Annotated in this window: 16 protein-coding genes; 7 read left to right on the plus strand and 9 right to left on the minus strand. The window is 74.0% G+C overall.

What is annotated here, in order from left to right:
- Positions 1 to 4 precede the first annotated feature (4 nt).
- Positions 5 to 2,446 (minus strand): SpoIIE family protein phosphatase, encoded by a 2,442-nt coding sequence (locus ABZ479_RS13470; RefSeq protein WP_500461711.1) that lies wholly within the window; start codon positions 2,444 to 2,446, stop codon positions 5 to 7.
- A 241-nt stretch (positions 2,447 to 2,687) separates the two neighbouring features.
- Here ABZ479_RS13470 and ABZ479_RS13475 point away from each other — a divergent pair, with 241 nt between their 5' ends.
- The gene (locus tag ABZ479_RS13475; protein WP_500461712.1) at positions 2,688 to 3,278 is read left to right on the plus strand and encodes a TIGR03086 family metal-binding protein; all 591 of its coding nucleotides are present in this window, start codon (positions 2,688 to 2,690) and stop codon (positions 3,276 to 3,278) included.
- On the opposite strand, the gene ABZ479_RS13480 is transcribed toward ABZ479_RS13475, so the two are convergent.
- The gene (locus ABZ479_RS13480; RefSeq protein ID WP_500461713.1) at positions 3,241 to 4,104 is read right to left on the minus strand and encodes a methyltransferase domain-containing protein; all 864 of its coding nucleotides are present in this window, start codon (positions 4,102 to 4,104) and stop codon (positions 3,241 to 3,243) included. The genes ABZ479_RS13475 and ABZ479_RS13480 overlap by 38 nt on opposite strands.
- A 328-nt stretch (positions 4,105 to 4,432) precedes the next feature.
- Between ABZ479_RS13480 and ABZ479_RS13485 the strand changes: the two genes are divergently transcribed.
- Together ABZ479_RS13485 and ABZ479_RS13490 are read left to right on the plus strand one after the other, a co-directional pair.
- Positions 4,433 to 4,879 carry a lamin tail domain-containing protein gene (locus tag ABZ479_RS13485; RefSeq protein WP_500461714.1) on the plus strand — a complete coding sequence of 149 codons (447 nt, stop codon included), beginning with the start codon at positions 4,433 to 4,435 and terminating at the stop codon, positions 4,877 to 4,879.
- 265 nt (positions 4,880 to 5,144) lie between these two features.
- Positions 5,145 to 5,330, plus strand: a complete 186-nt coding sequence (locus tag ABZ479_RS13490) for a hypothetical protein (RefSeq protein WP_500461715.1) — start codon at positions 5,145 to 5,147, stop codon at positions 5,328 to 5,330.
- 70 nt (positions 5,331 to 5,400) lie between these two features.
- Here ABZ479_RS13490 and ABZ479_RS13495 read toward each other — a convergent pair whose 3' ends face one another.
- Both ABZ479_RS13495 and ABZ479_RS13500 read right to left on the minus strand, forming a co-directional pair.
- Entirely contained in the window at positions 5,401 to 9,693 is a 4,293-nt protein-coding gene (locus tag ABZ479_RS13495) for a discoidin domain-containing protein (RefSeq protein WP_500461716.1), read from the minus strand.
- 242 nt (positions 9,694 to 9,935) lie between these two features.
- Positions 9,936 to 10,994: an AI-2E family transporter gene (locus ABZ479_RS13500; protein ID WP_500461875.1), complete on the minus strand. Its 1,059-nt coding sequence runs from the start codon at positions 10,992 to 10,994 to the stop codon at positions 9,936 to 9,938.
- A 255-nt stretch (positions 10,995 to 11,249) separates the two neighbouring features.
- Here ABZ479_RS13500 and nagB point away from each other — a divergent pair, with 255 nt between their 5' ends.
- Entirely contained in the window at positions 11,250 to 12,032 is a 783-nt protein-coding gene (gene nagB / locus ABZ479_RS13505) for a glucosamine-6-phosphate deaminase (protein ID WP_500461717.1), read from the plus strand.
- 10 nt (positions 12,033 to 12,042) lie between these two features.
- On the opposite strand, the gene ABZ479_RS13510 is transcribed toward nagB, so the two are convergent.
- The gene (locus tag ABZ479_RS13510; protein WP_500461718.1) at positions 12,043 to 13,200 is read right to left on the minus strand and encodes a TDT family transporter; all 1,158 of its coding nucleotides are present in this window, start codon (positions 13,198 to 13,200) and stop codon (positions 12,043 to 12,045) included.
- A 71-nt stretch (positions 13,201 to 13,271) separates the two neighbouring features.
- Between ABZ479_RS13510 and ABZ479_RS13515 the strand changes: the two genes are divergently transcribed.
- The gene (locus tag ABZ479_RS13515) at positions 13,272 to 14,300 is read left to right on the plus strand and encodes a LysR family transcriptional regulator (RefSeq protein ID WP_500461719.1); all 1,029 of its coding nucleotides are present in this window, start codon (positions 13,272 to 13,274) and stop codon (positions 14,298 to 14,300) included.
- Here ABZ479_RS13515 and ABZ479_RS13520 read toward each other — a convergent pair.
- On the minus strand, positions 14,182 to 15,246 hold the full coding sequence (locus tag ABZ479_RS13520) for an NAD(+)/NADH kinase (protein WP_499602824.1): 1,065 nt from the start codon (positions 15,244 to 15,246) through the stop codon (positions 14,182 to 14,184). The two genes, ABZ479_RS13515 and ABZ479_RS13520, sit on opposite strands and share 119 nt — an antisense overlap.
- Positions 15,247 to 15,402: 156 nt before the next feature.
- Between ABZ479_RS13520 and ABZ479_RS13525 the strand changes: the two genes are divergently transcribed.
- A complete protein-coding gene (locus ABZ479_RS13525; RefSeq protein ID WP_500461720.1) occupies positions 15,403 to 15,900 on the plus strand; it encodes a cupin domain-containing protein in 498 nt (165 codons plus the stop codon).
- Between the two features lie 216 nt (positions 15,901 to 16,116).
- On the opposite strand, the gene ABZ479_RS13530 is transcribed toward ABZ479_RS13525, so the two are convergent.
- Together ABZ479_RS13530 and ABZ479_RS13535 are read right to left on the minus strand one after the other, a co-directional pair.
- Entirely contained in the window at positions 16,117 to 18,558 is a 2,442-nt protein-coding gene (locus tag ABZ479_RS13530; protein ID WP_500461721.1) for a SpoIIE family protein phosphatase, read from the minus strand.
- A 153-nt stretch (positions 18,559 to 18,711) separates the two neighbouring features.
- A complete protein-coding gene (locus tag ABZ479_RS13535; protein WP_500461876.1) occupies positions 18,712 to 20,799 on the minus strand; it encodes a SpoIIE family protein phosphatase in 2,088 nt (695 codons plus the stop codon).
- Between the two features lie 203 nt (positions 20,800 to 21,002).
- Between ABZ479_RS13535 and ABZ479_RS13540 the strand changes: the two genes are divergently transcribed.
- Positions 21,003 to 22,322 (plus strand): hypothetical protein, encoded by a 1,320-nt coding sequence (locus tag ABZ479_RS13540; protein WP_500461722.1) that lies wholly within the window; start codon positions 21,003 to 21,005, stop codon positions 22,320 to 22,322.
- A 1,327-nt stretch (positions 22,323 to 23,649) separates the two neighbouring features.
- Here ABZ479_RS13540 and ABZ479_RS13545 read toward each other — a convergent pair.
- A complete protein-coding gene (locus ABZ479_RS13545) occupies positions 23,650 to 23,922 on the minus strand; it encodes a helix-turn-helix domain-containing protein (protein WP_500461723.1) in 273 nt (90 codons plus the stop codon).

The following is a 23,922-nucleotide window of genomic DNA, read 5'->3' on the forward strand; positions in this document are numbered from 1 at the left end:
GCCGTCAGGCGTCCTCCGCGGCCCCGTCCGGCGCGGGCAGCGGCTGCTCGGCCCAGAGGGTCTTGCCGCGGGCGTGGTAGCGCGTCCCCCAGAGCGACGCGACCTGCGAGACCAGGTAGAGCCCGCGGCCGCCCTCGTCCGTCTCCAGGGCACGCCGGACGTGCGGGGAGGTGCTGCTGCCGTCGCCGACCTCGCAGATCAGCCGGCGGTCGCGGATCAGCCGCAGCCGCACCGGCGGCGAGCCGTAGCGGATCGCGTTCGTGACCAGCTCGCTGACCAGCAGTTCGGTGGTGAACTCCAGCTCCTCCAGGTGCCACTCGGCCAGCTTCCCGGTCACCAGCCCCCGCGCCCGCCCGACCGACTCCGGCGCGTCCCTCAGGTCCCAGGTGGCGTACCGGTCCGGCGGCAACCGGTGCAGCCGTGCCACCAGGAGCGACACGTCCTGCCCGCAGCGCCCGCCGGGCACGAGCCGGCGCAGTGCCTCGTCCGCGACCTCACCCGGCCCCTTCCGGGCGGAGGCCCCGGCCCCGGCCAGCGCCCGGCCCAGCCGGAGCGCCGTCCCGTCCCCCGTCTCCGGCGCGAGCAGCCCCTCGGTGTAGAGGGCGAGCAGGTCGCCGTCGGCGTGGGCCACCTCCACGCACTCGAACGGCACCCCGCCGGTGCCCAGCCCGGGCGTCGCGGGGGTCCCGGGCACCGACACCTGGCCGTCGGGGCTCACCCGCGCCGGCATCGCGTGCCCCGCGCTGGCGACGAGGGAGCGCATGGTGATCGGGTCGAAGATCGAGTAGAGGCAGGTCGGGGCGCCCGCTCCGGGTGGCGTCGGCCAGCCCTGCTCGTCGCGCAGGCGCTTGACCTGGTCGCTCAGGTGCGTGAGCAGTTCCTCCGGCGCCATGTCCAGGTCCGCCAGCGTCCGCACCGCCGTCCGCAGCCGGCCCATGGACACCGCCGAGTGCAGCCCGTGCCCGCCCGCCTCGCCGATGACCAGGGCGGTCCGCGCGCCGGACAGCGGGATGACGTCGAACCAGGTGCCGCCCAGCCCGGGGTGGCCGCCCTGCGACAGGTGGCGTGAGGCCGCGTCCACGGTGGCCAGGGTGGGAAGCCGCTGCGGCAGCAGGTTGCGTTGCAGGGCCAGGGCCGTGGCGCGTTCCCGGGTGTAGCGGCTGGCGTTGTCGATGCAGACCGCGGCGCGTGCGACGAACTCCCGGGCGAGCAGGACGTCGTCCGCCTCGAAGGCATGGGCCCGGGTGAACCGTACGAACAGGGCCACGCCCAGCGCGGCCCCGCGGGCGAACATCGGCACCAGCAGCCAGGACCGCACGGCGAAGCCGCGGACCATCTCCGCGCGGGCGGGATCGGCGGCCTCCAGCTCGACCAGCAGCTCCTCGCCCGTCAGCAGGACCGGCTTGCCGTTGGCCAGGGCCCTGGCGGCAGGGGTGCCGGGCAGGGACGCGAAGTGGTCCACCTCGCCCGGCGAGACCACCGTCTGCGCCGGGCCGTCGGGGACCATCGTCGCCGCCGCGCGGCGCAGGGGCACCGCCTCGGCGACCGGTCCGGGCAGCGGCTCCTCACCGCCCATCACCGGGTCCAGCAGGTTGACGTAGCTGAAGTCCGCGAACCGCGGCACCGCCACGTCCGTCAGCTCCTGGGCGGTGTGCAGCACGTCCAAGGTGCTGCCGATCCGCGCGCTCGCCTCGTTGACCAGGTCGAGCCGCTCCCGGGCCCGGGCCTCCGTGGTCAGGTCGAAGACCATGTGCGCCAGGGCCACGACGTCGCCGTCGGCGCCGCGCAGCGGCAGGATCGTCTCCGACCAGACCGTGTCCCGGTCCGGGTCGCGGGGGTCGCGGCCGCGCACCTCGCTGCCGATCATCGCCCGGCCCGAGGTGAGCACCAGCCGCTGGCGCGCCTCGAAGGCGTCCGTGTCCAGCAGCCCGGTCGGGGCCACCTCGCGCATGGTGAGCCCGACGAAGTCGTCGGGGAAGCCCGTGGCGCGGATCTGGGAGTCGTTGCGGGCCAGGAAGCGCAGGTCCGTGTCGAAGACGTCGATGATGAACGGCGACTCGGTGAACAGCCCGCGCAGCAGCGCGCCGAGCAGGTCGTCGTGGCGCACCGCGTCGGCGTTCTCCGCCTGCAGCAGCCACAGGTCCCGCGCGAGGGGGTGCCCCCACAGCAGCACCCCGACGGGTGCGCCCTCCCGGTGCCGCAGCAGCAGGGGGCCCAGGAAGACCGAGTGCTCGGGGCACACGATGCCCGCGAGGCGGGCGCCGTCGGAGCGGGACCACAGCAGCCGGGACACCGGACCGCGGGCCTGCTCGGCCGCCCAGCCGAGCAGCCGTTCCGCGCCGGGGGTCCAGTTCGTCACCGTGCCCCGGGCGTCCACGACGGCGAAGGCGTCGCCTCTGGACCGGGGGAAACCGTCAGGGGCGTCGGCGAACAGCGTGCCGCGCATGTCCACCCGTCACGCCCACCCGGCCCTGGCACACCCAAGGATTCCCACAGACCAATACTGCCCGCCGTCAAGATCTGAGGCACGCGGTGCGTGCCCCACCGCTGTGACCTGCGAGGACGCGCCGTGACAGGGGCATTGCGGCGGCACACCGATGAGTTCGCGGCGCCGCACCGGTCCCCATCGTGACGGCCACCGACCCGGACGACCACCGACCCGGACGACCACCGACCCAGGGGACCCCATGACACGTCATCCCGACCTCCGCCCGGCCGCCCGGGACGTGAGCGCCCTGCTGGAGCAGATCGCCGACAAGCAACTCGACGCCCCCACGCCCTGTCCCGACTACACCGTGGCGCACCTCGTCGGGCACGTCGCCGGGCTCTGCGCGGCCTTCCGGGACGCCGCCCGCAAGGACTTCGGCCCGGCCACGGACACCGATCCCGGCTCCTCCGTCCCCGGGCTCCCGGACGCCTGGCGCCAGCTGCTGCCCGTCCTGCTGACGGAGCTGTCCGGCGCCTGGGACGCCCCCGGGGCGTGGGAGGGCGAGACCCGCGCCGGCGGGATCACCCTGCCCGCGCAGGCCGCGGGCCGGTTCGCCCTGAACGAGCTGCTGGTGCACGGCTGGGACCTGGCCCGGTCCACCGGGCTGGAGTACCGCCCCGACGAGGCGTCCGTGCAGGTCGTGCTCGCGCTGCTCACCTCGTTCGGGGCGGCGTCCGGCGACGGCTCGGGGCCCTTCGGCCGGCCCGTGCCCGTCCCGGACTCCGCGCCGCCGCTGGACCGGCTGCTCGGCCTCACCGGCCGGGATCCGGGCTGGACGCCGCCGGGCTGAGCGGCCGGCGGCCCCAGGCGGAGACCATCGGCGCCGTGGCCAGGTCGAGCGTGCCGGTCGCGACGTTCGCCAGATGGCGGTCCACCTCCTCGTCGGTGGCCAGACCGGCCGCCACGAGGCGGTCCCTGATGTGCCGCACGGTGGCCGCCTCCAGGACGGCGCAGGCCGGTGACGTGATCGGGAAGTAGGCGTCGGCCCCCACGTCCTCCAGCCCGGCCTCCCGCAGCAGGCGCGGCAGCGTCCGCCCGTAGGCCAGGTCCGCGCCCCGCTCGGCCATCAGCGCGCGGAAGCCGGAGCGCAGACGGTTGGCGAGCCGCTGCTCCGGTCCGGACTCGTCCGGGCAGAGCAGCGGCTGCAGCCCGGGGTCCGCGTCCTCCAGCAGCAGCGCCCCGCCGGGGCGGAGCGCGCCGACCATGCGGCGCAGCGCCTCCGCCCGGTCGGTGACGTGCACCAGCACCAGCCGGGCGTGGACGAGGTCGAAGCCGCCCGGTGGCGGCGGGTCGGCGGCGACGTCGTGCCGCAGCACCTCGACCACGCCGCCCGCGGCGCCGCGGGCCCACGACACGTCGATGTCGGTGGCGACCACCGCGCCGCCGGGGCCGACGCGCGCGGCCAGCCCGAGCGGCACGGAGGCGCCCCCGGCCCCCACCTCCCAGCAGCGCATCCCCGCGCCCACGCCCAGGGCGTCGACGTGCCGGAACGTCACCGGGTCGAAGAGCTCGGCGAAGGCCGCGAAGCGTGTCCCGGCCTCGGCCCGGCGGTTGTCCAGCAGATAGCCGTGGTCCTGTCCGGGGGCGTTCCCGTGGCCCGCGTCGCGTGTCGTCATGGCGCGATTCTCCGTTACCGGGGCCCTTCTCCGGCCGCCGGGGGGCGCCCGGCGATCAGGGCACTCGTGTGGGTGACAGCGAGAAGCCCGGAAGGCGGTACCCGGCGGATGGGTGCATCACGCAGTCAGTCGACATGTCGCCCGAGACTGACAGATGTCGCTTACAGCTAACAGTTACGGATATGTCCGCATTCTGTAACGCGAAGCGATTGTTCCGGTTGTGTGCGTCGCCGGTGGGCCAGAGTTGGGTCATCGGCAACCGCCGAAGCATCCGCACCGCGGGAACGGCCCGAAAGGGCCGGGAACGCACCTTGTTTGAGGGGGCATCATGTCTGCTCGTATCACCCGCCGCGTCATCGCCACCGTCCTCGCCTCCGGAGCGGTCGTGGCCGCCGCCTCCCTGCCGGCCACCGCGGCCGACCACCGCGACCACGGACGGTCCCGGGTGGTCATCGGCGACGTCAACACCCGCGACGGCCACGGCCGGTTCGGCCGCGGCGGTGACGAATGGATCGAAGTGGTGAACACCGGCCGCGGTACGGTCAACCTGCGTGGCTGGACCCTGTCGGACCGCGAGGGCAACCGCTACCGCTTCAACAACGTGCGGCTCGTCGGCCACTCCAAGGTGCGCGTGCACACCGGCTTCGGCCGCGACAGCCGGCGCGACGTCTTCCAGGACCGCCGCAACTCCGTCTGGGACCGCCGCGACGCCGCGACCCTGCGCAACGACCACCGCCAGGTCGTCGACGTGAAGTCCTGGGGCGGCCGCCGCTGACCGGCAACCGATCCGGGCCGTGCCGCCGCATCCCCGTGGCCGGCACGGCCCACCCCGTCCCCCCTCGACGGCGTGCCGCGGCGAAATCCCGCTGCGGCACGCCGTCGTGCTGCGCGAGCATGGGGGCATGGACCGTGAACCGGACGCATGGGTGACCCTGTTCAGCTACGAGAACCTGCCGGGTTGCCCCCGGCCGGCCGAGCTGATGGTCCATTGACTGCGGGACCGGGGTGTCGACTGGTGGCCGTTCGCCGGCCACGAGCTGGTGATCCACCTCATGTGCGGGATCGGGGCGGACGGGCACTGGCACGGCACCTTCGACGTACGGGTCGACGCGGCCGCCCTGCGCCGGCTCGGACTCCACCCGGACCAGCCGACGTCCGCCCCCGCCGATCCGCCGATCCCGGCCTGGTGGGGTTCGTGGGCGTACGGCCGCGGACGCCGCGGATGACGGGGACGACGGAGCGCCGTGGTCCCGGCCGGAGGACCGGCCGGGACCACGGCGCTCGCGCGTCCGGCCGCTACGGGTTGGTGTTGATGGTGAAGGTCGACGTGGTGTTCTTGATGTTCAGGTAGTTGTCGTTCATCGTCAGGTTGTTGAAGGTGACGGAGCCGACCGCCGGACCCTGCCCGGCCTCCGGCATCTCGTTGGCCCACAGGCCGAAGCCCGACTTGGCGTCGTAGGCGTCACCGCTGCGGTGGGCGCCGGTGATGGACACGTTGGTGAGGACCGTGTCCTTGATCGGGTTCTGCGGCTGGCCCCCGACGTAGTTGGTCTGGAACATGATCCCGCTGTAGGTCGGGTCCACGATGTCCACGTCGCTGACGCGGATGCCCTGGAAGACCTTCGATGCGGAGAAGAGCCAGATGCCCGGGAAGGTCTGGCTGCCCCAGAAGTGCCCGCCGCAGCGGACGATGGAGATGTTCTGGAGGTTGGTCGGGTCGGTCCCGAAGCCGTTCATCGGGTAGCCGAAGTCCAGGGAGCTGATCGTGACGCCCGAGTAGACCAGCGTGTCCGCGACGAGGATGTTGCGGAAGGTGTTGGCGTAGCCGCCGTAGACGGCGATGCCCGCGGCGCGCCAGGTCAGCAGGGACGTCAGGTTCTCGTAGAGGTTGTTCTTCTCGTCCGCCCCGCCGGCGTCGATCGCCGAGAAGAGGGCGAAGCTGTCGTCACCCGTGGCACGGGCCTCGATGTTGTCGAGGTGGTTGTCCGTGCTGCCGTTGGTCATGTTGACGCCGTCGGCGAAGGTGTCGCGGATCCGGGAGTTCGTGATCGTGACGTTGTCGGTGTTGGCGCCCCAGTACAGGCAGACCGTGTGCTCGTTCCAGACGTTGTCGATCGTCATGTTCGCGACGTTCGCGAAGTCGAAGACCTTGCCGGGGCCGTCGATGCGCGAGGTGTAGTTGCCGAAGAAGGAGAAGCCCGAGAAGGACGAGCCGTTGGCGGTGGAGTCGGCGCGGAAGCCCGCGTCGGTGTTGGACTGTGCGGACGGGGTGTGGAAGCGGGTGTACCAGGGACCGGCGCCGATGATCTTGACGGTCTTGCCGTAGACCTGGAACTTGCTGCCCGTCTCGTAGTCGCCCGGCGGCAGGTAGACGCCCTTGAGGGTGCCCGTGGTGTCCATCCGGGCCTTGTCCAGGGCGTTCTGCACGTCCTGGTGGGTGAACCCGGTCGGCGCGGTGTAGGCCGCGGGGTCGGGGTTGGCGATCGGCGAGACCTGTTCGGTGTTGACGAAGTCGATCGCGTACTGGCTGCCGTTGGCGGCGTCCTTCTGCAGCTTGATCTTCGCCCCGGCCGGCACGGTCGTGCCGAGCATCATGTTGGCCTCGTCGTAGATGTGGCGGGGGCTGCCGTCACCCGGGTTGTTGCCGGGGGCGGTCTCGCTGCCGTACAGCCACGCGTACTTGGAGGTGAGGTCGACGGCCTTGAGGAACGTGCCGTTGACGTAGACGTTCAGGGTGGAGTTGATCCCGCCGCCGCCCGCGGCGTCGGGGATCGAGTAGCGCACGACCAGGGTGTTGGTGCTGGCCTTGGTCGTGAACTCCACCGAACTGCCGGTGCTGTTCAGCGTGACGGCCTTGCGCCCGGACGCCTCGCCCGCGAGGTCGCCGACGGTGCGGTTGGGGCCGGTCACGGCGGCGCCCCCGCCGAGGACCCCGTCCTCCGCCTCGTACATGTCGTACGGCATGTTGGCGCCGCGCCCCACGAACAGGGACTTGGTGCTGGTGTTGTTCTGCTGCTTGACGGCCAGTTCGTTCGCGTCGGGCGCGATGACGGTCTTGACCGTGTACTTGCCGTTGGCGGCCGTCCAGGTGCCCAGGGAGACCGGGCTCGTGGTGCCGCCCGCGGCGATGGCGCCGCTGTAGGAGCCGGTCAGCGTCTTGACGACGGAGCCGGAGGCGGTGTCGGTGACGGTCAGGGTGATGCCGTGGGAGCCGCCCGCGGACGCGACGGTGCCCTGGTTCTTGATCGCGACGGAGAAGGTGACGGTGTTGCCCTTGGCCGGGTTGCCGGGGGACCAGCCGGTGGGCGAGGCGATCAGGTCGGAGCTGTCGACGGGCCTGACGACCAGCGGGGCCGGGCTGCTGTAGGCGTTGTTGGTGTCGTTCTGCTCGATCACGTCCCCGGCCTCGTCGACCGCGGCGCCCAGCGGGTAGCTGCCCGCGTCCCGTACGCCGATGTTCGCCGTCACCGTGGTCGAGGCGCCGGCCGCCAGCGCGCCGACGGAGGCGGTGCCGACCTTGGTGGTGCCCAGGTAGAAGGCGACGTTCGTGGTGCCCGAGGCCAGTTCACCGATGTTGCGCACGGTCGCGGAGAGGCTGACCGCGTCGGTCTCGACGGGTGCGCTCGGGGACACGGACATGCCGCTGATCGTCAGGTCCGGGTTCGGCGCCGGGGTGCCGATCACCTGGAACTCCGCCAGCTGGCCCGCGGCGGCACCGCTGTTGGCGGTGAACTGCAGCCGTACGTCGGCGACCCGGGCGCTGACCGGGATGGTCACCGTGTTGCCCGAGGACGGGTTGAAGGTGTAGCCGGCTGCCGCCTTGAGGCTGGTGAACCCGCTCGCGCCCTGCTCCCTGCCGAGCAACTGCACGGTCTGGGTGCGGGTGCCCCAGGCGCCGTCGGGGTTGAGCTTGAGGACCACCGAGGTGACGTCGGCGTTCGCCCCGAGGGAGACGGTCAGCGTGTTCGGGTAGCTGCCGCCGGCACCCTCCCAGTAGGTGGTGACGTTGTTGTCGTTGGCGTTGGCCGCGACGAAGTTCTGCGTGCTGGACGAGGCCGTGATCGGCTTGCCCACGGCCAGGTCGGAGCCGTTGCCGCCGGAGCCGTTGCGCGTGACCGTGGCGCTGGCGACGCTGCGGTTGCCCGCCGCGTCCTTGGCCTTCACGTAGTAGGAGACGGTCGCGGTGTCGGGCTGGTTGTCGGTGTACGTGAGCGTGCTGCCGGACACCGTGGCGCGCAGCACCTCGTTGGCGTAGACCTCGTAGCCGGTGACGCCGACGTTGTCGCTCGAGGCGGTCCAGGTCAGCTTGACCTGCCCGGAGCCGGGCTGGGTGAGGGCGAGGTCGCCGGGCCGGCTGGGCGCCTGCGTGTCGCCGCCGGAGCCGGTCCGGGTGACGGTGTTGCTGTTGCCGGAGACGTTGCCGGCCGCGTCCTTGGCGCGCACGAAGTAGCTGACCGTGGCGTTGTCGGGCTGGTTGTCCGTGAAGGTGAGCGTGCTGCCGGAGAGGCTGGTGCGCAGCTCGCCGTTGGCGTACACGTCGTAGCCGGTGACGCCGACGTTGTCGCCGGCGGCGTTCCAGCTCAGCCGGATCTGGCCGGAGCCGGGCTCGGTGTAGGCCAGGCCGGTCGGCGCGTTCGGCGCGGTGGTGTCACCGGAGGCGGGGCCGTACACCTCCAGCTCGGACAGCTGGGCGGCGGCCCATCCGGTGTTGCCGGTGACGTCGACCCGCAGGTAGCGGGTGGTCGTGCTGCTCAGGCTGATGGTGACGGTGTTGTTGTCGGCCGGCTTGAACGAGTAGTCGCGGGACGCCACCAGGTCGCTGAAGGACGAGCCGTTGGTGCTGCCGCGCAGCGACAGCGTCTGCGTCCGGGCCTCCCACGTGGGCGGCAGTTTCAGCACCACCTTGGTGACGGCGACGGAGGACCCCAGGTCGGCCTGGATCCACTGGGGGAAGGCGTTGTTGTTGCTCTCCCAGTAGGTGGTCTGGTTGCCGTCGTTGGCGTTGGCGGCGATGTAGGGCGCGTTGCCGCTGCTCGCGGTGAGGCTGCGGCCCCGGGCGAGGTTGTCGGTCGAGGTGGCGGAGCCGTGCACCTCGAGCTCGGAGACCTGGGCGGCGGGCCAGCCGGTGTTGGCGGTGACGTTCAGCCGTACGAACCGGGTGGGCGTGGCCGCGAAGTCGATGGTCACCGTGTTGCCCGAGCCGGGGCCGAAGTTCCGCCCGGCCGAGCCGGAGAGCGTGGAGAAGGTGGTGCCGTCGGGGCTGCCCTGGACCGCGAAGGTCTCGGTCCTGGCCTCCCAGGAGGCGGGGAGCCTGACGACGACCTGGTCGACGCTGGTGCTGCTGCCCAGGTCGACCTGGACCCACTGCGGGAAGGAGCTGCCCGCGCTCTGCCAGTAGGTGTTCTGGTTGCCGTCGGTGACGTTGGCCACCCCGTACTCGGCGTGCGAACTGCTCGCGGTGGCCGGCGCCCCCGCCGCGAGGTCGGGGCCGCCGGCGGCCGCGGCGGGCAGGGCCGACAGGCCGAGCAGCACCAGGCCCGCCGCGATCACCCCCGCCAGCAGCCGTCTGATGAACCGTTCCTTTGGCATGTCGTCCCTGTACCTCTCGTCAGAGTTGTTGGTGCCATGACATGTCGCATGTGATACGGCTGCCACGCGGAGAAAATTGCATCGATTGCTTTGGTAATTGCGCGGCCCGAGCCGATAGTTGCAGAGGTGTTTCCGGGCGTCTATGCCCCCGACCGGGCTTTCGTCTCAGTCGACACGGGCTTGCGCTGGAGTGTCGTTCAGCCGACAGACCGTTGCGGAAGCTCCGCAAGAACTTGCGCGTCCTACTCCGCGGTGCGCAGCGCCTGGTACATCGACCAGAGGACGGAGACGAGCGGCACCGCCACCACCGCGCCGATCACCCCGGCGGCGATCGCGCCGCCGATGACGGTGAGCGCGACCACCACGGGGTGCAGGCGCACCGCCCAGCTCATCACGAGCGGGTGCAGCACATGGCCCTCGATCTGGCCGATGACGACGATCAGGCAGACGACGATCGCCGCGATGAGGGGCCCCTTCGCCGCCAGCGCCACCACGGCGGCGACCGCCAGGGCGATGGGCGAGCCGATCAGCGGTACGAAGGCGGCGAAGAACTCCAGCAGCGCCAGCGGCAGCGCGAGCGGCACCCGCAGCAGGTACAGGGCGACCCCGACCAGGATCGCGTTGGTCGCCGCCACCAGCACGATCCCGTGCGTGTAGCCGGTGAACGTACGCCACGCCGCGCTGCCCGCCAGCGACACCCGGCCCCGCACGCTCCCCGGCAACTGCCCGCAGAACCAGGACCACTGACGGTCGCCGGAGTGCAGGAAGAACACCGAGCAGAACAGCGCCAGCGCGAAGACCGTCAGCACCTCGACCAGGCGCCCGGCGCCGCTGAGCGCGGTGCTGATCAGCGTCGCCCGGTGGGTGGAGAGCCACTGCCCGATCTTCGACTGCAGGTCGTTCAGCGCCTCGGGGTCGAGCCGGAACGGCGGGGCCTCGAGCCAGCGTTCGATCCGGGCCAGCCCCGCGCTGAACTCGCGCTGCAGCCCCGCGGTCTCGCCGGCGACCACCTCGCCGACCATGGCCAGGATGCCGAACACGACCAGGATGCTGCCGATCAGCGACGCGGCGACGGCCAGCGAGCGCGGGATCGCCCGGGCGAGCAGATCGGCCACCGGCCGCAGCATGGCGGTGACGACCAGCCCGAGGAAGACGGCCACCGCGATCTCGTGGAAGCGTCCCAGGGTGGCGAAGACGGCGTAGACGACGGCCCCCACGACCAGCAGCCGCCAGGAGTAGGCGGCGGCCGTGTTCAGTGCGGGGAACACCCGGACGCCGGGCCGCCTGGCCGGCCCGCGCACCTCCCGGCGCCCCGCGCGGATCCGGATCCGCCGTCCTTGGGACACCGTCCCGCACCTCCCCGTCGTGCCCGGCCGTACGCCACGCGTCCCGCGCGCCTGTCCCTGCTTGCTACCACCGGCGGCGTGCCCTCCAACGCGGCGTGCGCCGTATTCGCCCGAAGGCACCCCCGGGCCGGCGGTGGATCTGCGGGGGCCCGGCTGCTAAATTGGTCTAAACCAGTTAGCGGTCTTCCTCACCAGATCGGCGGTCCCGAAGTGGAAGTCGTCATCGTTCCGGACGCCACCGCGGGCGGCGAACTCATCGCGGGCGCCCTCGCGGACCTGCTGCGCCGCAAGCCCGACGCGCTGCTCGGCGTCGCCACCGGATCGACCCCGCTCCCCGTCTACCGCGCGCTCGCCGGACTGGCCCGGGAGGGCGCCGCCGACGTCTCGCGCGCCCGGATCTGCCAGCTGGACGAGTACGTCGGCCTGCCCGCCGGGCACCCCGAGTCCTACCGCTCCGTGGTGCTGCGCGAGGTCGTCGAGCCCCTCGGCCTCGCGCCGGAGTCGTTCATGGGACCTGACGGCACCGCGGAAGACGTCGTCGAGGCGTGCGCCGCGTACGAGCGGACCCTGGCGGGCGCCGGCGGCGTCGACCTGCAGCTGCTCGGCATCGGCACCGACGGCCACATCGGCTTCAACGAGCCGTGCTCCTCGCTGGCCTCCCGGACCCGGATCAAGACCCTCACCGAGCAGACCCGCAAGGACAACGCGCGCTTCTTCGACCACCCGGAGGAGGTGCCGCACCACGTCATCACCCAGGGCATCGGCACCATCCTGGAGGCCCGGCACCTCGTCCTGCTCGCCACGGGCGAGGCCAAGGCGGAGGCCGTCGCCCTCGCCGTCGAGGGCCCGCTGGCGGCGGTCGTCCCCGCCTCCGCGCTCCAGCTGCACCCGCACGCCACCGTCGTCGTCGACGAGGCCGCCGCGTCCAAGCTGAAGCTGGCCGACTACTTCCGGGCCACCTACGCCGCCAAGCCGGCCTGGCAGGGTCTGTGACCCCGGCGGTTCACGCGCCGGGTGCCGGGGCGGGCGGCGCGAACAGCGTGCCGCGCGCCCCGGCGTGCACGGTCCGTGCCGCGACCAGCGCCCACGCCGCCACCAGGCCCGCGTAGAGGACCAGCGCCGCCCCCTGGTAGGCCGTCGAGTGCAGCCGCAGCGCCAGCGCGCTCGTCCCCGTCACGCACGTGCCCAGCGGGAAGGTGAAGCTCCACCAGGTCAGGGTGAACGGCAGGCCGCGCCGCGCGGTGCGCAGGGTGAGCGCCGCCGCCAGGGCCAGCCACATCATCGCGAAGCCCCAGACGGGTACGCCGTAGAGGTAGCCGAACACCTCGGCCCCGGTGGCGTACGGACGGGGCAGGGCGGCGGGCGCCACGCCTCCCAGGAGGTTGGCCGCCGTGACGGACTGGCCCAGCGGGCCGAGCACGATCCACAGGGTCGGCACCATGGCCGCCGGGCCCGTCTTGTGGCGCACCAGCCTGCCCCAGATCTGCGGGATGATCACCAGGCTCGCGAGCAGGCTCATCCCGAACATCGCGTAGCACGCCAGCAGCAGCGTCAGCCGCGCCTGCCCCGCCGGCAGGTGCGGGACGAGGGCGGCCCCGGTGGCCGCGGACACCATGGGCGGCACGACCGGCATCAGCCAGCCGCCGAACGCCGAGTCGTCGGCGACCCGGTGGTCGGTCATCGCCCGGTACGGGATCCACACCCAGGTCAGCAGGCCCAGCACCGTGCCCGCCGACCACAGCGCCCCGGCCACGGCCAGGGCCGCGTGCGGCCCGGTCCAGTCGGAGCCCAGCGCCAGGGTGCCCGCGCCCACGGTCAGCAGCGCCATCGCCGGGGCGCCCCAGAAGTGCGCCATCACCGGATGGCCGGCGTGCGCCAGCGCGCGGTCGCGGTGGCGGGTCCAGTGCACCGCCCAGGCCGCGGAGAGCACCACCAGCCAGCCGGCCGCCAGCGCCCATACGACCGTGGCGGCCGTCCGCAGCCCCGGTACGTGCGCGGGCAGCCCGGCCGCCGCCGTGGCGACGATGCCGGTGCCCATCACGGAGGCGTACCAGTTGGGGCCGAGGTCGCGGAAGAGCCGGGAGGGGTGGGCCGGCTCCCGCTGCGGCCCGGTGCGCGGATGGGCGCCGGGCCGGGAGGGGACTGCGAGCTTCGAAGGCATGTCCTCAGCCTCGCCCCAGCGGGTGCGAGGCCGGTAGGGACCACTTCCGGATGGGCTCATAGACTGGGCTTATGCCCCTGCCCGAGCGTGTGAGCGACCTGGCGGCGTACGACCTGCTGCTGTCGGTCGCGAGCCTCGGCAGCGTCGGCGCCGCCGCACGCGCCCACGGGGTCAGCCAGCCCGCCGCCAGTTCCCGCCTCCGGCACCTCGAACGCCGGCTCGGCCTGGACCTGCTGGAACGGTCCCCACGCGGCTCGCGGCTCACCGAGTACGGCGCGCTCGTCGCCGACTGGGCGCGCACCGCCGTCGACGCCGCCGCCTCGCTGGACGCGGGGATCACCTCGCTGCGCGGCACCACCGAGTGCCGGCTGCGGGTGGCGGCCAGCATGACCGTGGCCGAGTACCTCCTGCCGCAGTGGCTGCTGGCCCTGCGGGCCGGCGCCCCGCGCACCACGGTCGCGCTCACCGCGGGCAACTCCGAGGACGTCGCCGCCGCCGTCCTGGCCGGCGAGGCCCACCTCGGCTTCGTCGAGGGCCCCGACGTCCCGCGCGGGCTGGTCGCCCGGCCGGTCGCGCACGACGAGCTGACCGTGGTCGTCGCCCCCTCCCACCCCTGGGCACGCCGTCGTTCCGGCGTCGGCGCCGCGGAACTCGCGGCCACCCCGCTGGTCAGCCGCGAACGGGGCTCCGGCACCCGCCGCCACCTCGAACACGCGCTGACCCGGGCGGCGGGGCTCACGCTCGCCGACCCGCTGCTCGAACTCCCCTCCACCACCGCCATCAAGACCGCCGTCGCCGACGGCCTCGCCCCGGCCGTCCTCAGCTCCCTCGCGCTCACCGCGGAACTCGCCGGCGGCAGCGTCGTCGCCGTCCCCGTGGCCGGACTCGACCTCACGCGGACGCTGCGCCTGGTGCGGGCCCACGGGCGGGAACTGACCGGGCCGGCCCGGGAACTGGCCGGGATCGCGCGCCAGGGCGCCGTCAGCGCCGGGCGGCTGGGGGCGGGAAGCGCAGGTTCCGCAGGTCGGGCGGGACCGGGGCGGACGGCCGGTACAGCGGAGGCACCTCCCCGTCCGCGGCCGCGGCCGGCGCGTCACTGAGCCGGAAGCGGTCGCGCACCCGCCCGTAGAAGTCGGTCGGCCCCAGCCGGACCAGCCGCAACCGGTGCCGCGCCTTGTACACCCCGACCCAGTCGCCGGGATCGAGGACGCCCCTCAACTGGCCGTCGATGCTGACCGCGACCCGGCCCGAACGCGTCAGCACACGCACCCCAACGACCTCGTCCGGGGCCGCCACCAGGGTGCGGTCGAAGGCCATGTGCGGCGCGACCGGCGTGAACACGATCGCGTCCATGTGCGGCGAGACCACCGGGCCCCCGGCGGCGAAGCTGTACGCGGTGGAACCCGTCGGTGTGGCCGCCACGACCGCGTCCGCGGAGTAGGACGCGAACAACCGGCCCGCCAGGTACACCGCGAGGCTGGCCTGCCGGTCCCGGGCGAGCTTCTCGAAGACCACGTCGTTGACGGCGTTGACGGCCATCGGCACGCCCCAGCCCACGTCGTCGGGATCGCTGGAGCGCACCCGCGGCGGCGGCAGCGCGGGCCCGCGCCCGTACCTCAGCAACGACTCGATGCCCTCCGGGATCTCCAGCGGCCGCGACGCCCGCAGCGTGAGCGTCATGCGGTCCTCGACGGACGCCCGGCCCTCGTGCACGCAGTCCAGCGCGTGCTCCACGTCACCGGAGCACACCTCGGTCAGGAAGCCCACGCGTCCCAGGTCCACGCCCAGCACGGCCGCCCCGCACGCCGCGGCCACCCGGGCGCCGCGCAGGAAGGTCCCGTCGCCGCCCAGGGTCACGACCAGGTCCGGGTAACCGGCGGCGGCCGCCTCCTCCTCACCGCTGTGCCGGGGCTCGTCCCTGCGCCACACGTCGATCTCCACCGCGGGGACCCCGTGGCGCGCGGCCCAGTCGTGCACGGTCGCGGCGGCCTCGCTCGCGTCCTCGCGCGCCCCGTGCACGACCATCCCGATCCGGCCCACTGGCATCACTGCCTCCCCGGCGGCGTCCGTTCCGGCGTCATGACCCCATCGTCCGCCTCCCCGGTGCGCGCGTCGCGTCGGGACGCCGCGGCCTCGCCGCCGTGCGGTGGCACGCGGGGCGGAGTACCGTTCGGCTGTTCCACAGGTGCAGGGAGGACGAACGTGGAGACCAAGCCCGCGCCGGGTGTCCTCGCCCAAGTGGCGGACCTGATCGGCCGTACGCCCGTCGGACAGCGCGGAGCGCTGTGGCGGCTGGGCGCGGACGGCCGCCAGCTCGACGCCAACGTCATCCGCCTTCCGGCGGGCACCGAGGTCCGGCCGCACGTCGAGGCCGACCTGGACGTCCTGCTGTACGTCGTCGACGGTGGCGGACACCTCTCCGGCGACGACGGCGGACGCCAGACGACCCTCGCAACCGGCGCCCTCGCCTGGCTGCCGCGCGGCACGTGCCGCGCGCTGTCCGCCGGCGCGACGGGGCTGACCTACCTCACGGTCCACGCCCGCCGCCCCGGCCTGACCATCGCCGCCCCCGCCCCGGCGCCGGAAGCGGGCGACGCGGCGTGCCTGCTGCACCGCGTGTGCCCGGACTGCGGCCGGCTGTCCGGCGAGAGCGACGCCCTGTTCTGCTCCCGCTGCGGCACCGGACTCCCGCCCCGCTGAGCCGGTCCCCCTCATGCGGCGCCCCCCCCGGTGGGGCACCGGACCCGGTCCGTGCGGCGGGACGGCGCCCCCGGCCGACCGGCCCGGCGTCCCGTCGCCGTGTTGCTCGGGTCAGGTCCACGGGCCCTGACCCGGGCCGTTGCCGCTTTAGGGCCGGCCGCCCCCGAAGGGCGGGCGTCGGGCGCACGGGTGCCGACGCCCAGGTGCCGTACAGGCTCAGAAGTCCCCCTGCAGGGGCTGCTCGGCCCAGATCGTCTTGCCCTCGCGCGTGTAGCGGGTGCCCCAGCGCTCGCTGAGCTGGGCCACCAGGAAGAGCCCGCGCCCGCCCTCGTCGGTCGTGCGCGCCCGGCGCAGGTGCGGCGAGGTGCTGCTGGTGTCGGACACCTCGCAGATGAGGTGGCTGTCGCGGATCAGCCGCAGCGTGATGGGCCCGCCCGAGTAGCGGTACGCGTTGGTGACCAGCTCGCTGACGATCAGTTCGGTCACGAAGGCCGCCTCCTCCAGCCCCCACTCCGCGAGCTGGGACTCCACGAGCGAACGGGCCCGCCCGGCGGCGGTGGCGTCCGGCGGGAGGTCCCACGTGGCGACCTGCTCCGGCGCCAGGACGCGGGTCCTGGCGAGGAGGAGGGCGACGTCGTCGGCCGCCTCGGTGGACCGGCGCCCCTTGAGCAGGGTGTCCTCGACCGCGCCGCAGGTCTCCTCCAGCGAGCCGGACGGCGCGGTCAGCGCCTCGCAGAGCATCGCCAGGCTGTCGTCGACGTCGCGGCAGCGGGTGCAGAGCAGCCCGTCGGTGTACAGCGCGAGGGTGCTGCCCTCGGCGAGTTCGATCTCCGCCGTCTCGAAGGGGAGGCCGCCGAGGCCCAGCGGCGGCCCCGGGGGGATGTTGACCAGGCTGGCCCGGCCCTCCGGGGTGACGACCACGGGGGGCGGATGGCCGGCCCGGGCGAGCGAGCAGCGCCGGGAGACCGGGTCGTAGACGGCGTAGACGCAGGTCGCGCCGACGACCGGCGGGGCGTCCTCGTCGCAGTCGCGCTGCTCCGAGGCCAGCCGGTCCACGAGGTCGTCGAGGTGCGACAGCACCTCGTCCGGGGTGGGGTCCAGGTGGGCCAGGGTGTGGACGGCGGTGCGCAGCCGGCCCATGGTCGCGGCCGCGTGCAGCCCGCGGCCGACGACGTCGCCCACCACCAGCGCGATGCGCAGCCCGGAGAGCGGGATGACGTCGAACCAGTCGCCGCCGACCCCGGTGGCGGTGTTGGCGGGCAGGTAGCGGTGCGCGACCTCGGCGGCGGGGTGCCGGGGCACGTCCCCGGGGAGCAGGCTGTGCTGCAGGGTGAGGGCCGCCTGGTGCTGCTGGGTGTAGCGGCGGGCGTTGTCGATGCTCAGGGCGGCGCGGGCGGCGAACTCCTCGGCGAGGGTGAGGTCGTCGGCCTCGAAGGGCTCGCGGCCGCGGTTCCGCCACAGGCTGATCAGGCCGAGCACGAGGCCGCGGGCGAGCAGCGGGACCACCATCAGGGAGTGCGCGCCGACCTCGCGGGCCGCCCGGGCCCGCGCGGGGTCCTCGTCGAGCCAGGCCATGGCCCGGTCCATGTCGGACTCGAAGACCGGACGGCCCTCGGCCAGCGACCGCGCCTGCGTGGAGCCCCGGGGGATGACGATGGTCCGGCCCACCGGGTACATGATCCTCTCGGTGTCCGGCAGGACCGACTGGACCGCCGCGCGGCAGACCACGGGGAAGGCGTCCTGGGCGGGCTCGTCCCCGTGCGGCACGGCCTCCAGCAGGTCGACGGTGGCGCTGTCGGCGAGCCCCGGCACGGCCACCTCGGCCAGTTCGCGGGCGGTGCGGCCGACGTCCAGCGTGGTGCCGATGCGGGCCCCGGCCTCGCTGAGCAGCGCCAGTCTGCGGCGGGCCCGGTGGCGTTCGGTCACGTCCTCGACGGTCTGGGTCACCCCGAGCACGTGCCCGCCCGCGTCCTGCATCCGGAACGCCGATACGGCCACGTACAGTTCGCGCTGCGGGTCCCGGCGCAGCCGGCAGGGCTGCTCGGAGAAGATCGAGGAACGGCCCGTCGCGAGCACCTGCCGCAGCTGTTCGTCCACGGCCTCGGCGTCCGGACCGTAGAGGAAGTCGGCCGTGCGCAGGCCCTGGTGATGCTCCGGCGGGACGCCGCTGAACTTGGTGATCGCCCGGTTCACGCGCAGGAAGGTCAGGTCGGGCGCGAAGACCGCGAGCCCGATGGGGGAGCGGCGGAACAGCCCGTCCAGCACCCACCGGTCGGTCTCCCACTGCACGACCTCGGCGGCCGGCGCCGCGACCACGTACCACTCGCGGCGGTCGTCCTGCCGCGCCACGGCGCGCACCCGGCAGGCGACCTCCACCCGGCGCCCGTCACGGTGCAGCACGGGCACGATCCCGAACCAGCCGCCCTCGCGGACGCACGCCGCGGTGACGCCGAGCACCAGGTCGAGGTCGGCGGGGTGCACGAGGAGTTCGGGTGCCGGGCGGCCCAGCACCTCCCCGGCCCGGTGGCCGAGCAGCGTCTCGGCGCGCGCGCTCCAGCCCACCACGGAAGCGTCGTCGTCCAGTACCACCGAGGCCGCGCCGTGCACCGAGAACGGGTCCTCCGGTGACTCGCTGAACGTCCTGGCCGGGTTGTCCATCGCTACCACCGTCGCACGTGCCGGAGCGCCGGGCGCGCCGCGTCAACTCCTGTGGTTCCCCGCCGTGGCTCGGGACGGGCGCCCGTACGGGCACAGCTCCAGTATCGGCCCGTCCGGCCGGTGGCGCCTGGCCCGGCGGGCCACGTCGCGCGCTCACCGCGGGGGCTCATGGCCGGTGGTGGTGGCGGTGGTGGTCGCGCGGAGCGGCCGGGCCAGCAGGATGGCGACGTCGTCCTGTGCGCCGTCGGGCAGCAGCCGGGCGAGGACGCGGTCGCAGATCCGGGAGAGCGGCGGGCCGGGATCGCGCAGGGCACGGGCGAGTTGGCGCATGCCCTGGTCGAGGTTGCGGTCGCGGGCCTCGATCAGGCCGTCGGTGTACAGCACCAGCACCGCGTCCGGCGGCAGCCGTACCCGCTCGGTCTGGAAGTCCCTGCGGCCCACGCCCAGCGGCGTACCGCTCGGGCCGTCGAGGAAGGCCACCTCGCACCCCGGCCCGGTCACCGCGGGCGGCGGGTGGCCGGCGCGGGCGACCAGGCAGCTGCCGTCGGCCGGGTCGTGGACGGCGTAGACGCAGGTGGCCATCTCGTTCTCGCCCACGTCGGCGACGGCCGCGTCCAGCGAGCGGAGCAGCTCGGCCGGGGGGATGTCGTGCCGGGCCAGGGTGCGCACCGTGGTCCGCAGCTGCCCCATGACGGCCGCCGCGTGCACCCCGTGGCCCATGACGTCCCCGATGACCAGGGCCGTCCTGTCGCCGGGCAGCGCGATGACGTCGAACCAGTCGCCGCCCACCTCCTGGTCGCTGGCGGGCAGGTACCGGCCGGCCAGCTCCAGCCCGGGCACCTCGGGCAGCGCGGTGTTGGCGAGGCTGCGCTGCAGGGTGAGGGCGGCGCGGCGCTGGGCGGAGTACATCCGCGCGTTGTCGATGCCGAGCGCCGCGCGGGCGGCGAGTTCGTCGATGAGCAGGTTGTCCTGGTCGTCGAAGGGCTCGCGCCGGCGGGAGCGGGTCACCATGACGATGCCCAGCACCGTGCCGCGGGCGACCAGCGGGACCATGCGGGCGGAGCCCAGCGTCCGCAGGTAGCCCCTCAGCCGCTCGTGCTCCGGGCCGGGTACCAGCCGGGGTATGTCGGCCCTGGTGAGCCTCAACGGCCGGCCCTCCACCATGACCTGCTCGTACGCCGAGGCCCGGGGCACCTGGTGCGTCATGCCGACGGCCAGGTCCTCGGCCGGGGCCGCGGGGTCGGCGAAGGACACCGCGAGGCGGCGCACCATCCCGTGGGCGGAGGCGGTGGCCTCGTCCGGGTCGAGGACCTCCTCCAGCAGGTGCACGTCGGCGGAGTCGGCCACCCGGGGCACGAGCACCTGCACCACCTCCTCGGCGGTCTGCCGCAGGTCGAGCGTGGTCCCGATGCGCGTGCCGGCCTCGGCGAGCAGGGCGAGGCGCTGCCGTCCGCGGGTCGCCTGGAGCTGTGCCCGCTCCTCGCGGGTGATGTCGATCAGGGAGGCGATCACGCCCAGCCGGCGGCCGCCGCCGCCGAGCAATGGCGAGAAGGAGCACGACCAGACCCGCTCGGCAACGGGGTCGGCGCCCGTCCGTCCCAGGCCCCGGAAGTCCACCACGGGCTCGCCGCGGGCCAGGACCTGCCGCATCACGGTCTCCAGCGCCATGGTGTTCAGCCCCGGCACGACCTCGCTCACGCGCCGGCCGATGTGCTGCGCCGCGGGCACCCCGTTCATGCGGGCCAGCGCCTCGTTGACCCGTACGTAGCGCAGGTCGGGGCCCAGCATCGCCAGACCGATCGGGGACTGGGTGAACAGCCCCTCCAGCGCCGCCAGCGAGTCCCGCATGCGCAGCACCGCCGAGGTCTCGGCGGCGATGCCCATCAGCCCGGTGCGGCCCTGCGGGTCGGCGGTCGGGCAGATCCACATCTCCATGGTCACCAGGTGGCCGTCGCGGTGGCGCACCGGCAGCGTGCCCACGACGGCCTCGCCCGACAGCACCCTGCGCGTCAGCTCGTCCGCCAGCTCCCAGTTCGCCACGGGGACCAGCAGGGGCGTGGCGCTGCGGCCGAGCACCTCCTCCGCGGTGTGCCCGAAGAGCTCCTGCGCCGCCAGCGACCACTGGGAGATGCGGCCCTCGGAGTCGATCCGCCACATCGCGATCGGCAGCAGGTCGCGGAACACGCCCGCCTGCCCGACGGCCACCTGGGGCTGACCGACGTCCTTCGCCGACTGCTGCATGTCCACCGCGACGACCCATCCCCGGGAACGAGGGGCGTTCTCATCCGGCCGGTCGCGGGCGGCGCGACCCGCCGGGCCCGACCTGCCGATGTCGCTCATTGTGAGGCAATTCCAACAGAACAGCCTATTCGGAGATACCGGGCGCCGCCCGGGCTGGCGGGAGCGGGCGCCGTGTCCGGCCGATCTGGGTTAGCGTCGAAGGCATGAGGACCGTCCGGCGGATCCTCCGCCTCCTGCCCGTACTCGCCGTGATCTGCGGTGTGCTGGGACTCGTCCTCGCGACGGGCGCCGGGGCGCGGGCCGCGGGAGGCCTCGACGCGGCGGCCGCGGCCCTCCGCCAGGGCCCGGTCTACGTCGACCCCCGGGCGCGGGACGTGCTGTCGCCGGCCGAGGCGGACACCCTCGCCGGGCGCATCGAGAAGGCGGACCGCCCGGTCTTCGTCGCCGTGCTCCCGGACACCGCGGAGTTCCCCGCCACCACGCTCCTGCAGGACCTGCGGACCAAGGTCGGCATCACCGGCGTGTACGTCGTCGCCCTCGGTGACCGCCTCGACGCCGGCGCGGACCCCGCCGTGATGCCGCACAACGCCGTCGAGAACCTGGCCGGCGCCGTAAGCCGCTCCGACCCCGGCGACCCCGCGGCGATGGTCACCGGCTTCGTCGACCAGGCACTGCCGCAGGCGGGCGGGCACGCCCCGGCCTCGTGGGGCGGCGGATCCGCGGGCGGCGGCACCGGGGTGCTGGTCGCGCTCGGGCTCCTGGTCCTCGTCGTGGGCGGCGGGGCCGTCCTGGTGTCACGGCGCGCCAAGAGGCGCCGCGAGGAGCAGGACCGGCGCCGCCTCGACGAGCTGCGCCCGGTGGTGGACGAGGACGTCACCGCCTTCGGCGAGGAGCTGAGCCGGATCGGCTTCGACCCGGCCGGCGCGACGGCCGACGACGCCATGCGCGAGGACTACACGCACGCCCTGGACGCCTACGACACCGCGAAGACCGCCATGGACCGGGCGCGGTCGCCCGACGACGTCCGGCCGGTCAGCGAGGCCCTGGAGGAGGGGCGCTTCGCGCTCGCGACCCTGGAGGCGCGCATCGGGGGCAGGCCGCTGCCCGAGCGCCGCCCGCCCTGCTTCTTCGACCCCCGGCACGGTCCCTCCGTCGAGGACGTGCCGTGGGCGCCCGAGGGCGGCGGCGCCGAGCGGGCCGTACCGGTGTGCGCGGCCGACGCCGCCCGCCTCGCGGACGGCCTGGAGCCCATGGCCCGCCAGGTCGGCACGCCCCGCGGCCCCCGCCCGTACTGGGAGGCGGGCCCGGCCTACGCGCCCTGGGCGCAGGGCTACTTCGGCGGCGGGATGCTGCCGGGGATCCTCGTCGGGACGCTGCTGGGGGGTTCCCTCGGCGGCGGATGGGGTGGGGGGTTCGACGGGGGCGGGGGGTTCGACGGGGGCGGGTTGGATCAGGTCGGCGGCGACTACTCGGGTGCGGACTTCGACCCCGGGGACTTCGGGGGCGGGTTCGGGGACGGTTGAGGGTGCCGGTGGGTTGTTGGGTGCGGCGCCGTTGTGGTTGCTGTTGGGTTTCTCCCCCACCCTCCCACCCGATTGCCCGGCGCGATTGGTGCGGGTCTCGCACGTCGTTGTGGGGCCGGGGCCGCGCCGGCGCACTCCCCCAGCCTTCGGCCGGGGGGACCCCCAGAACGCTCGCGGTTTACCCCCACATCATTCGGCGCCGCGTGCGCCGCTCGTCTCCCCCAGCCTTCGGCCAGGGGGAGCACCCCGACACACCCCCTCCCGAGGTATGGGCGCACAACGGCCGGTGGGGGGTGAGGAGGCAGCCCGGGGGCACCGCACCTGTCCGACGCACCCCCAACTGGACACCCTGCGCCCGAACGAAGGGGGTGCCTCCCCCAGCCTTCGGCCGGGGGTGCCCCCACCTCCCCCACCCCCTCGGTATCGACAGCGACCGCCGTCTCGCGCCCTGCGGGCGCAAAGATGCTGGCTGCGGATGGGAGGGCGGGGGCGCTCGTCTTCGGCGGTGTGCGGGTGGGTGGTTGGCTGGGGTTCAGGCGCCGGAGCGGGGCTGGTTGTTCGTCTGGCTCGGGTCTCGTTACCGTCCGCGGGTATAGATGGCCGGTGACCACGCCCACCCTCCGTGGGTGGCGCGCCCGCCGTAACCGGCGTCTGCGGGTGCTTCCCCGATCCGACATCGGGCTCTCTTCCGACGGCTATTCCGCTGAAAGCGGGCCCGATCTCACGCCGTCCGCCCGACAGCACCCCGAAGCACCCGCAGTCGCGGCGGCCGGTGGGTGGTCAGAAGTCAGTCCGGGGGTACCGCACGTGTCCGATGCACCCCTCACCGGCTGTCACCGCCCACGCGAGAACGGCGCCCGTGCAACGGGATGGACGGCGCCCGACGCAGACGTAGGCGGCAACTCCGGACTGCCTCCTCACCCCCGACCGGCGGTTGTGCGCCCATACGACGGGAGGGGGTGTGTCGGGGTGGGCCCATGGGGGTCCCCCCGGCCGAAGGCTGGGGGAGACGAGCGGTCAAGTGCGGTGCCCAAGGATGTTGGCGTAAACCGCGAGCGTTCTGGGGGTCCCCCCGGCCGAAGGTTGGGGGAGTGCGCCGGCGCGGCGCCGACCCCACAACGAGGTGCGAGACCCGCACCAATCGCGCCGGATGGGGGTCCCCCCGGCCGAAGGCTGGGGGAGGGCGGGAGGGTGGGAGACAGCCCGCCGCAGGCGCAAAGGACCCGCACCCGGCGCAACGGACCGCACCGAACCGTCGGGCGGCCAGCGCAGCCGACCCGCACACGACACAGGCCGCAACCACAACCCCGGGTGGCGAAGGGCACCGCTACGCCGAGAGGGCGTCCCCGCCTTCCGGCGCGTCGGCGCACGCGAAGGCGAGCTCGTCCAGGGAGATGCCCAGCGCCGCGGCGAGGGCGGCCACGGTGAAGAAGGCCGGCGTGGGGGCGCGGCCGGTCTCGATCTTGCGCAGGGTCTCGGCGGAGACGCCCGCCGCCGCGGCGACCTCGACCATGCTGCGGTCGCCGCGGGCCTGCCGCAGCAGTGCCCCGAAGCGTTCGCCGCGTTGCCGTTCCCAGGGGGTCAGGGGAGTTCGCACCAT

This window comes from Streptomyces sp. NPDC005722 (assembly GCF_040630935.1).
In the GTDB taxonomy this organism is placed as follows: domain Bacteria; phylum Actinomycetota; class Actinomycetes; order Streptomycetales; family Streptomycetaceae; genus Actinacidiphila.

What these genes read in the sequence shown, in the direction of transcription:
- ABZ479_RS13520 (WP_499602824.1), bottom strand. Translation starts at nt 15,246, where the DNA reads ATGCCAGTGGGCCGGATCGGGATGGTCGTGCACGGGGCGCGCGAGGAC.
- ABZ479_RS13540 (WP_500461722.1), top strand. Translation starts at nt 21,003, where the DNA reads ATGAGGACCGTCCGGCGGATCCTCCGCCTCCTGCCCGTACTCGCCGTG.
- ABZ479_RS13485 (WP_500461714.1), top strand. Translation starts at nt 4,433, where the DNA reads ATGTCTGCTCGTATCACCCGCCGCGTCATCGCCACCGTCCTCGCCTCC.
- ABZ479_RS13475 (WP_500461712.1), top strand. Translation starts at nt 2,688, where the DNA reads ATGACACGTCATCCCGACCTCCGCCCGGCCGCCCGGGACGTGAGCGCC.
- ABZ479_RS13480 (WP_500461713.1), bottom strand. Translation starts at nt 4,104, where the DNA reads ATGACGACACGCGACGCGGGCCACGGGAACGCCCCCGGACAGGACCAC.
- ABZ479_RS13545 (WP_500461723.1), bottom strand. Translation starts at nt 23,922, where the DNA reads ATGGTGCGAACTCCCCTGACCCCCTGGGAACGGCAACGCGGCGAACGC.
- ABZ479_RS13535 (WP_500461876.1), bottom strand. Translation starts at nt 20,799, where the DNA reads ATGCAGCAGTCGGCGAAGGACGTCGGTCAGCCCCAGGTGGCCGTCGGG.
- ABZ479_RS13530 (WP_500461721.1), bottom strand. Translation starts at nt 18,558, where the DNA reads ATGGACAACCCGGCCAGGACGTTCAGCGAGTCACCGGAGGACCCGTTC.
- ABZ479_RS13495 (WP_500461716.1), bottom strand. Translation starts at nt 9,693, where the DNA reads ATGCCAAAGGAACGGTTCATCAGACGGCTGCTGGCGGGGGTGATCGCG.
- ABZ479_RS13515 (WP_500461719.1), top strand. Translation starts at nt 13,272, where the DNA reads ATGCCCCTGCCCGAGCGTGTGAGCGACCTGGCGGCGTACGACCTGCTG.
- ABZ479_RS13470 (WP_500461711.1), bottom strand. Translation starts at nt 2,446, where the DNA reads ATGCGCGGCACGCTGTTCGCCGACGCCCCTGACGGTTTCCCCCGGTCC.
- ABZ479_RS13510 (WP_500461718.1), bottom strand. Translation starts at nt 13,200, where the DNA reads ATGCCTTCGAAGCTCGCAGTCCCCTCCCGGCCCGGCGCCCATCCGCGC.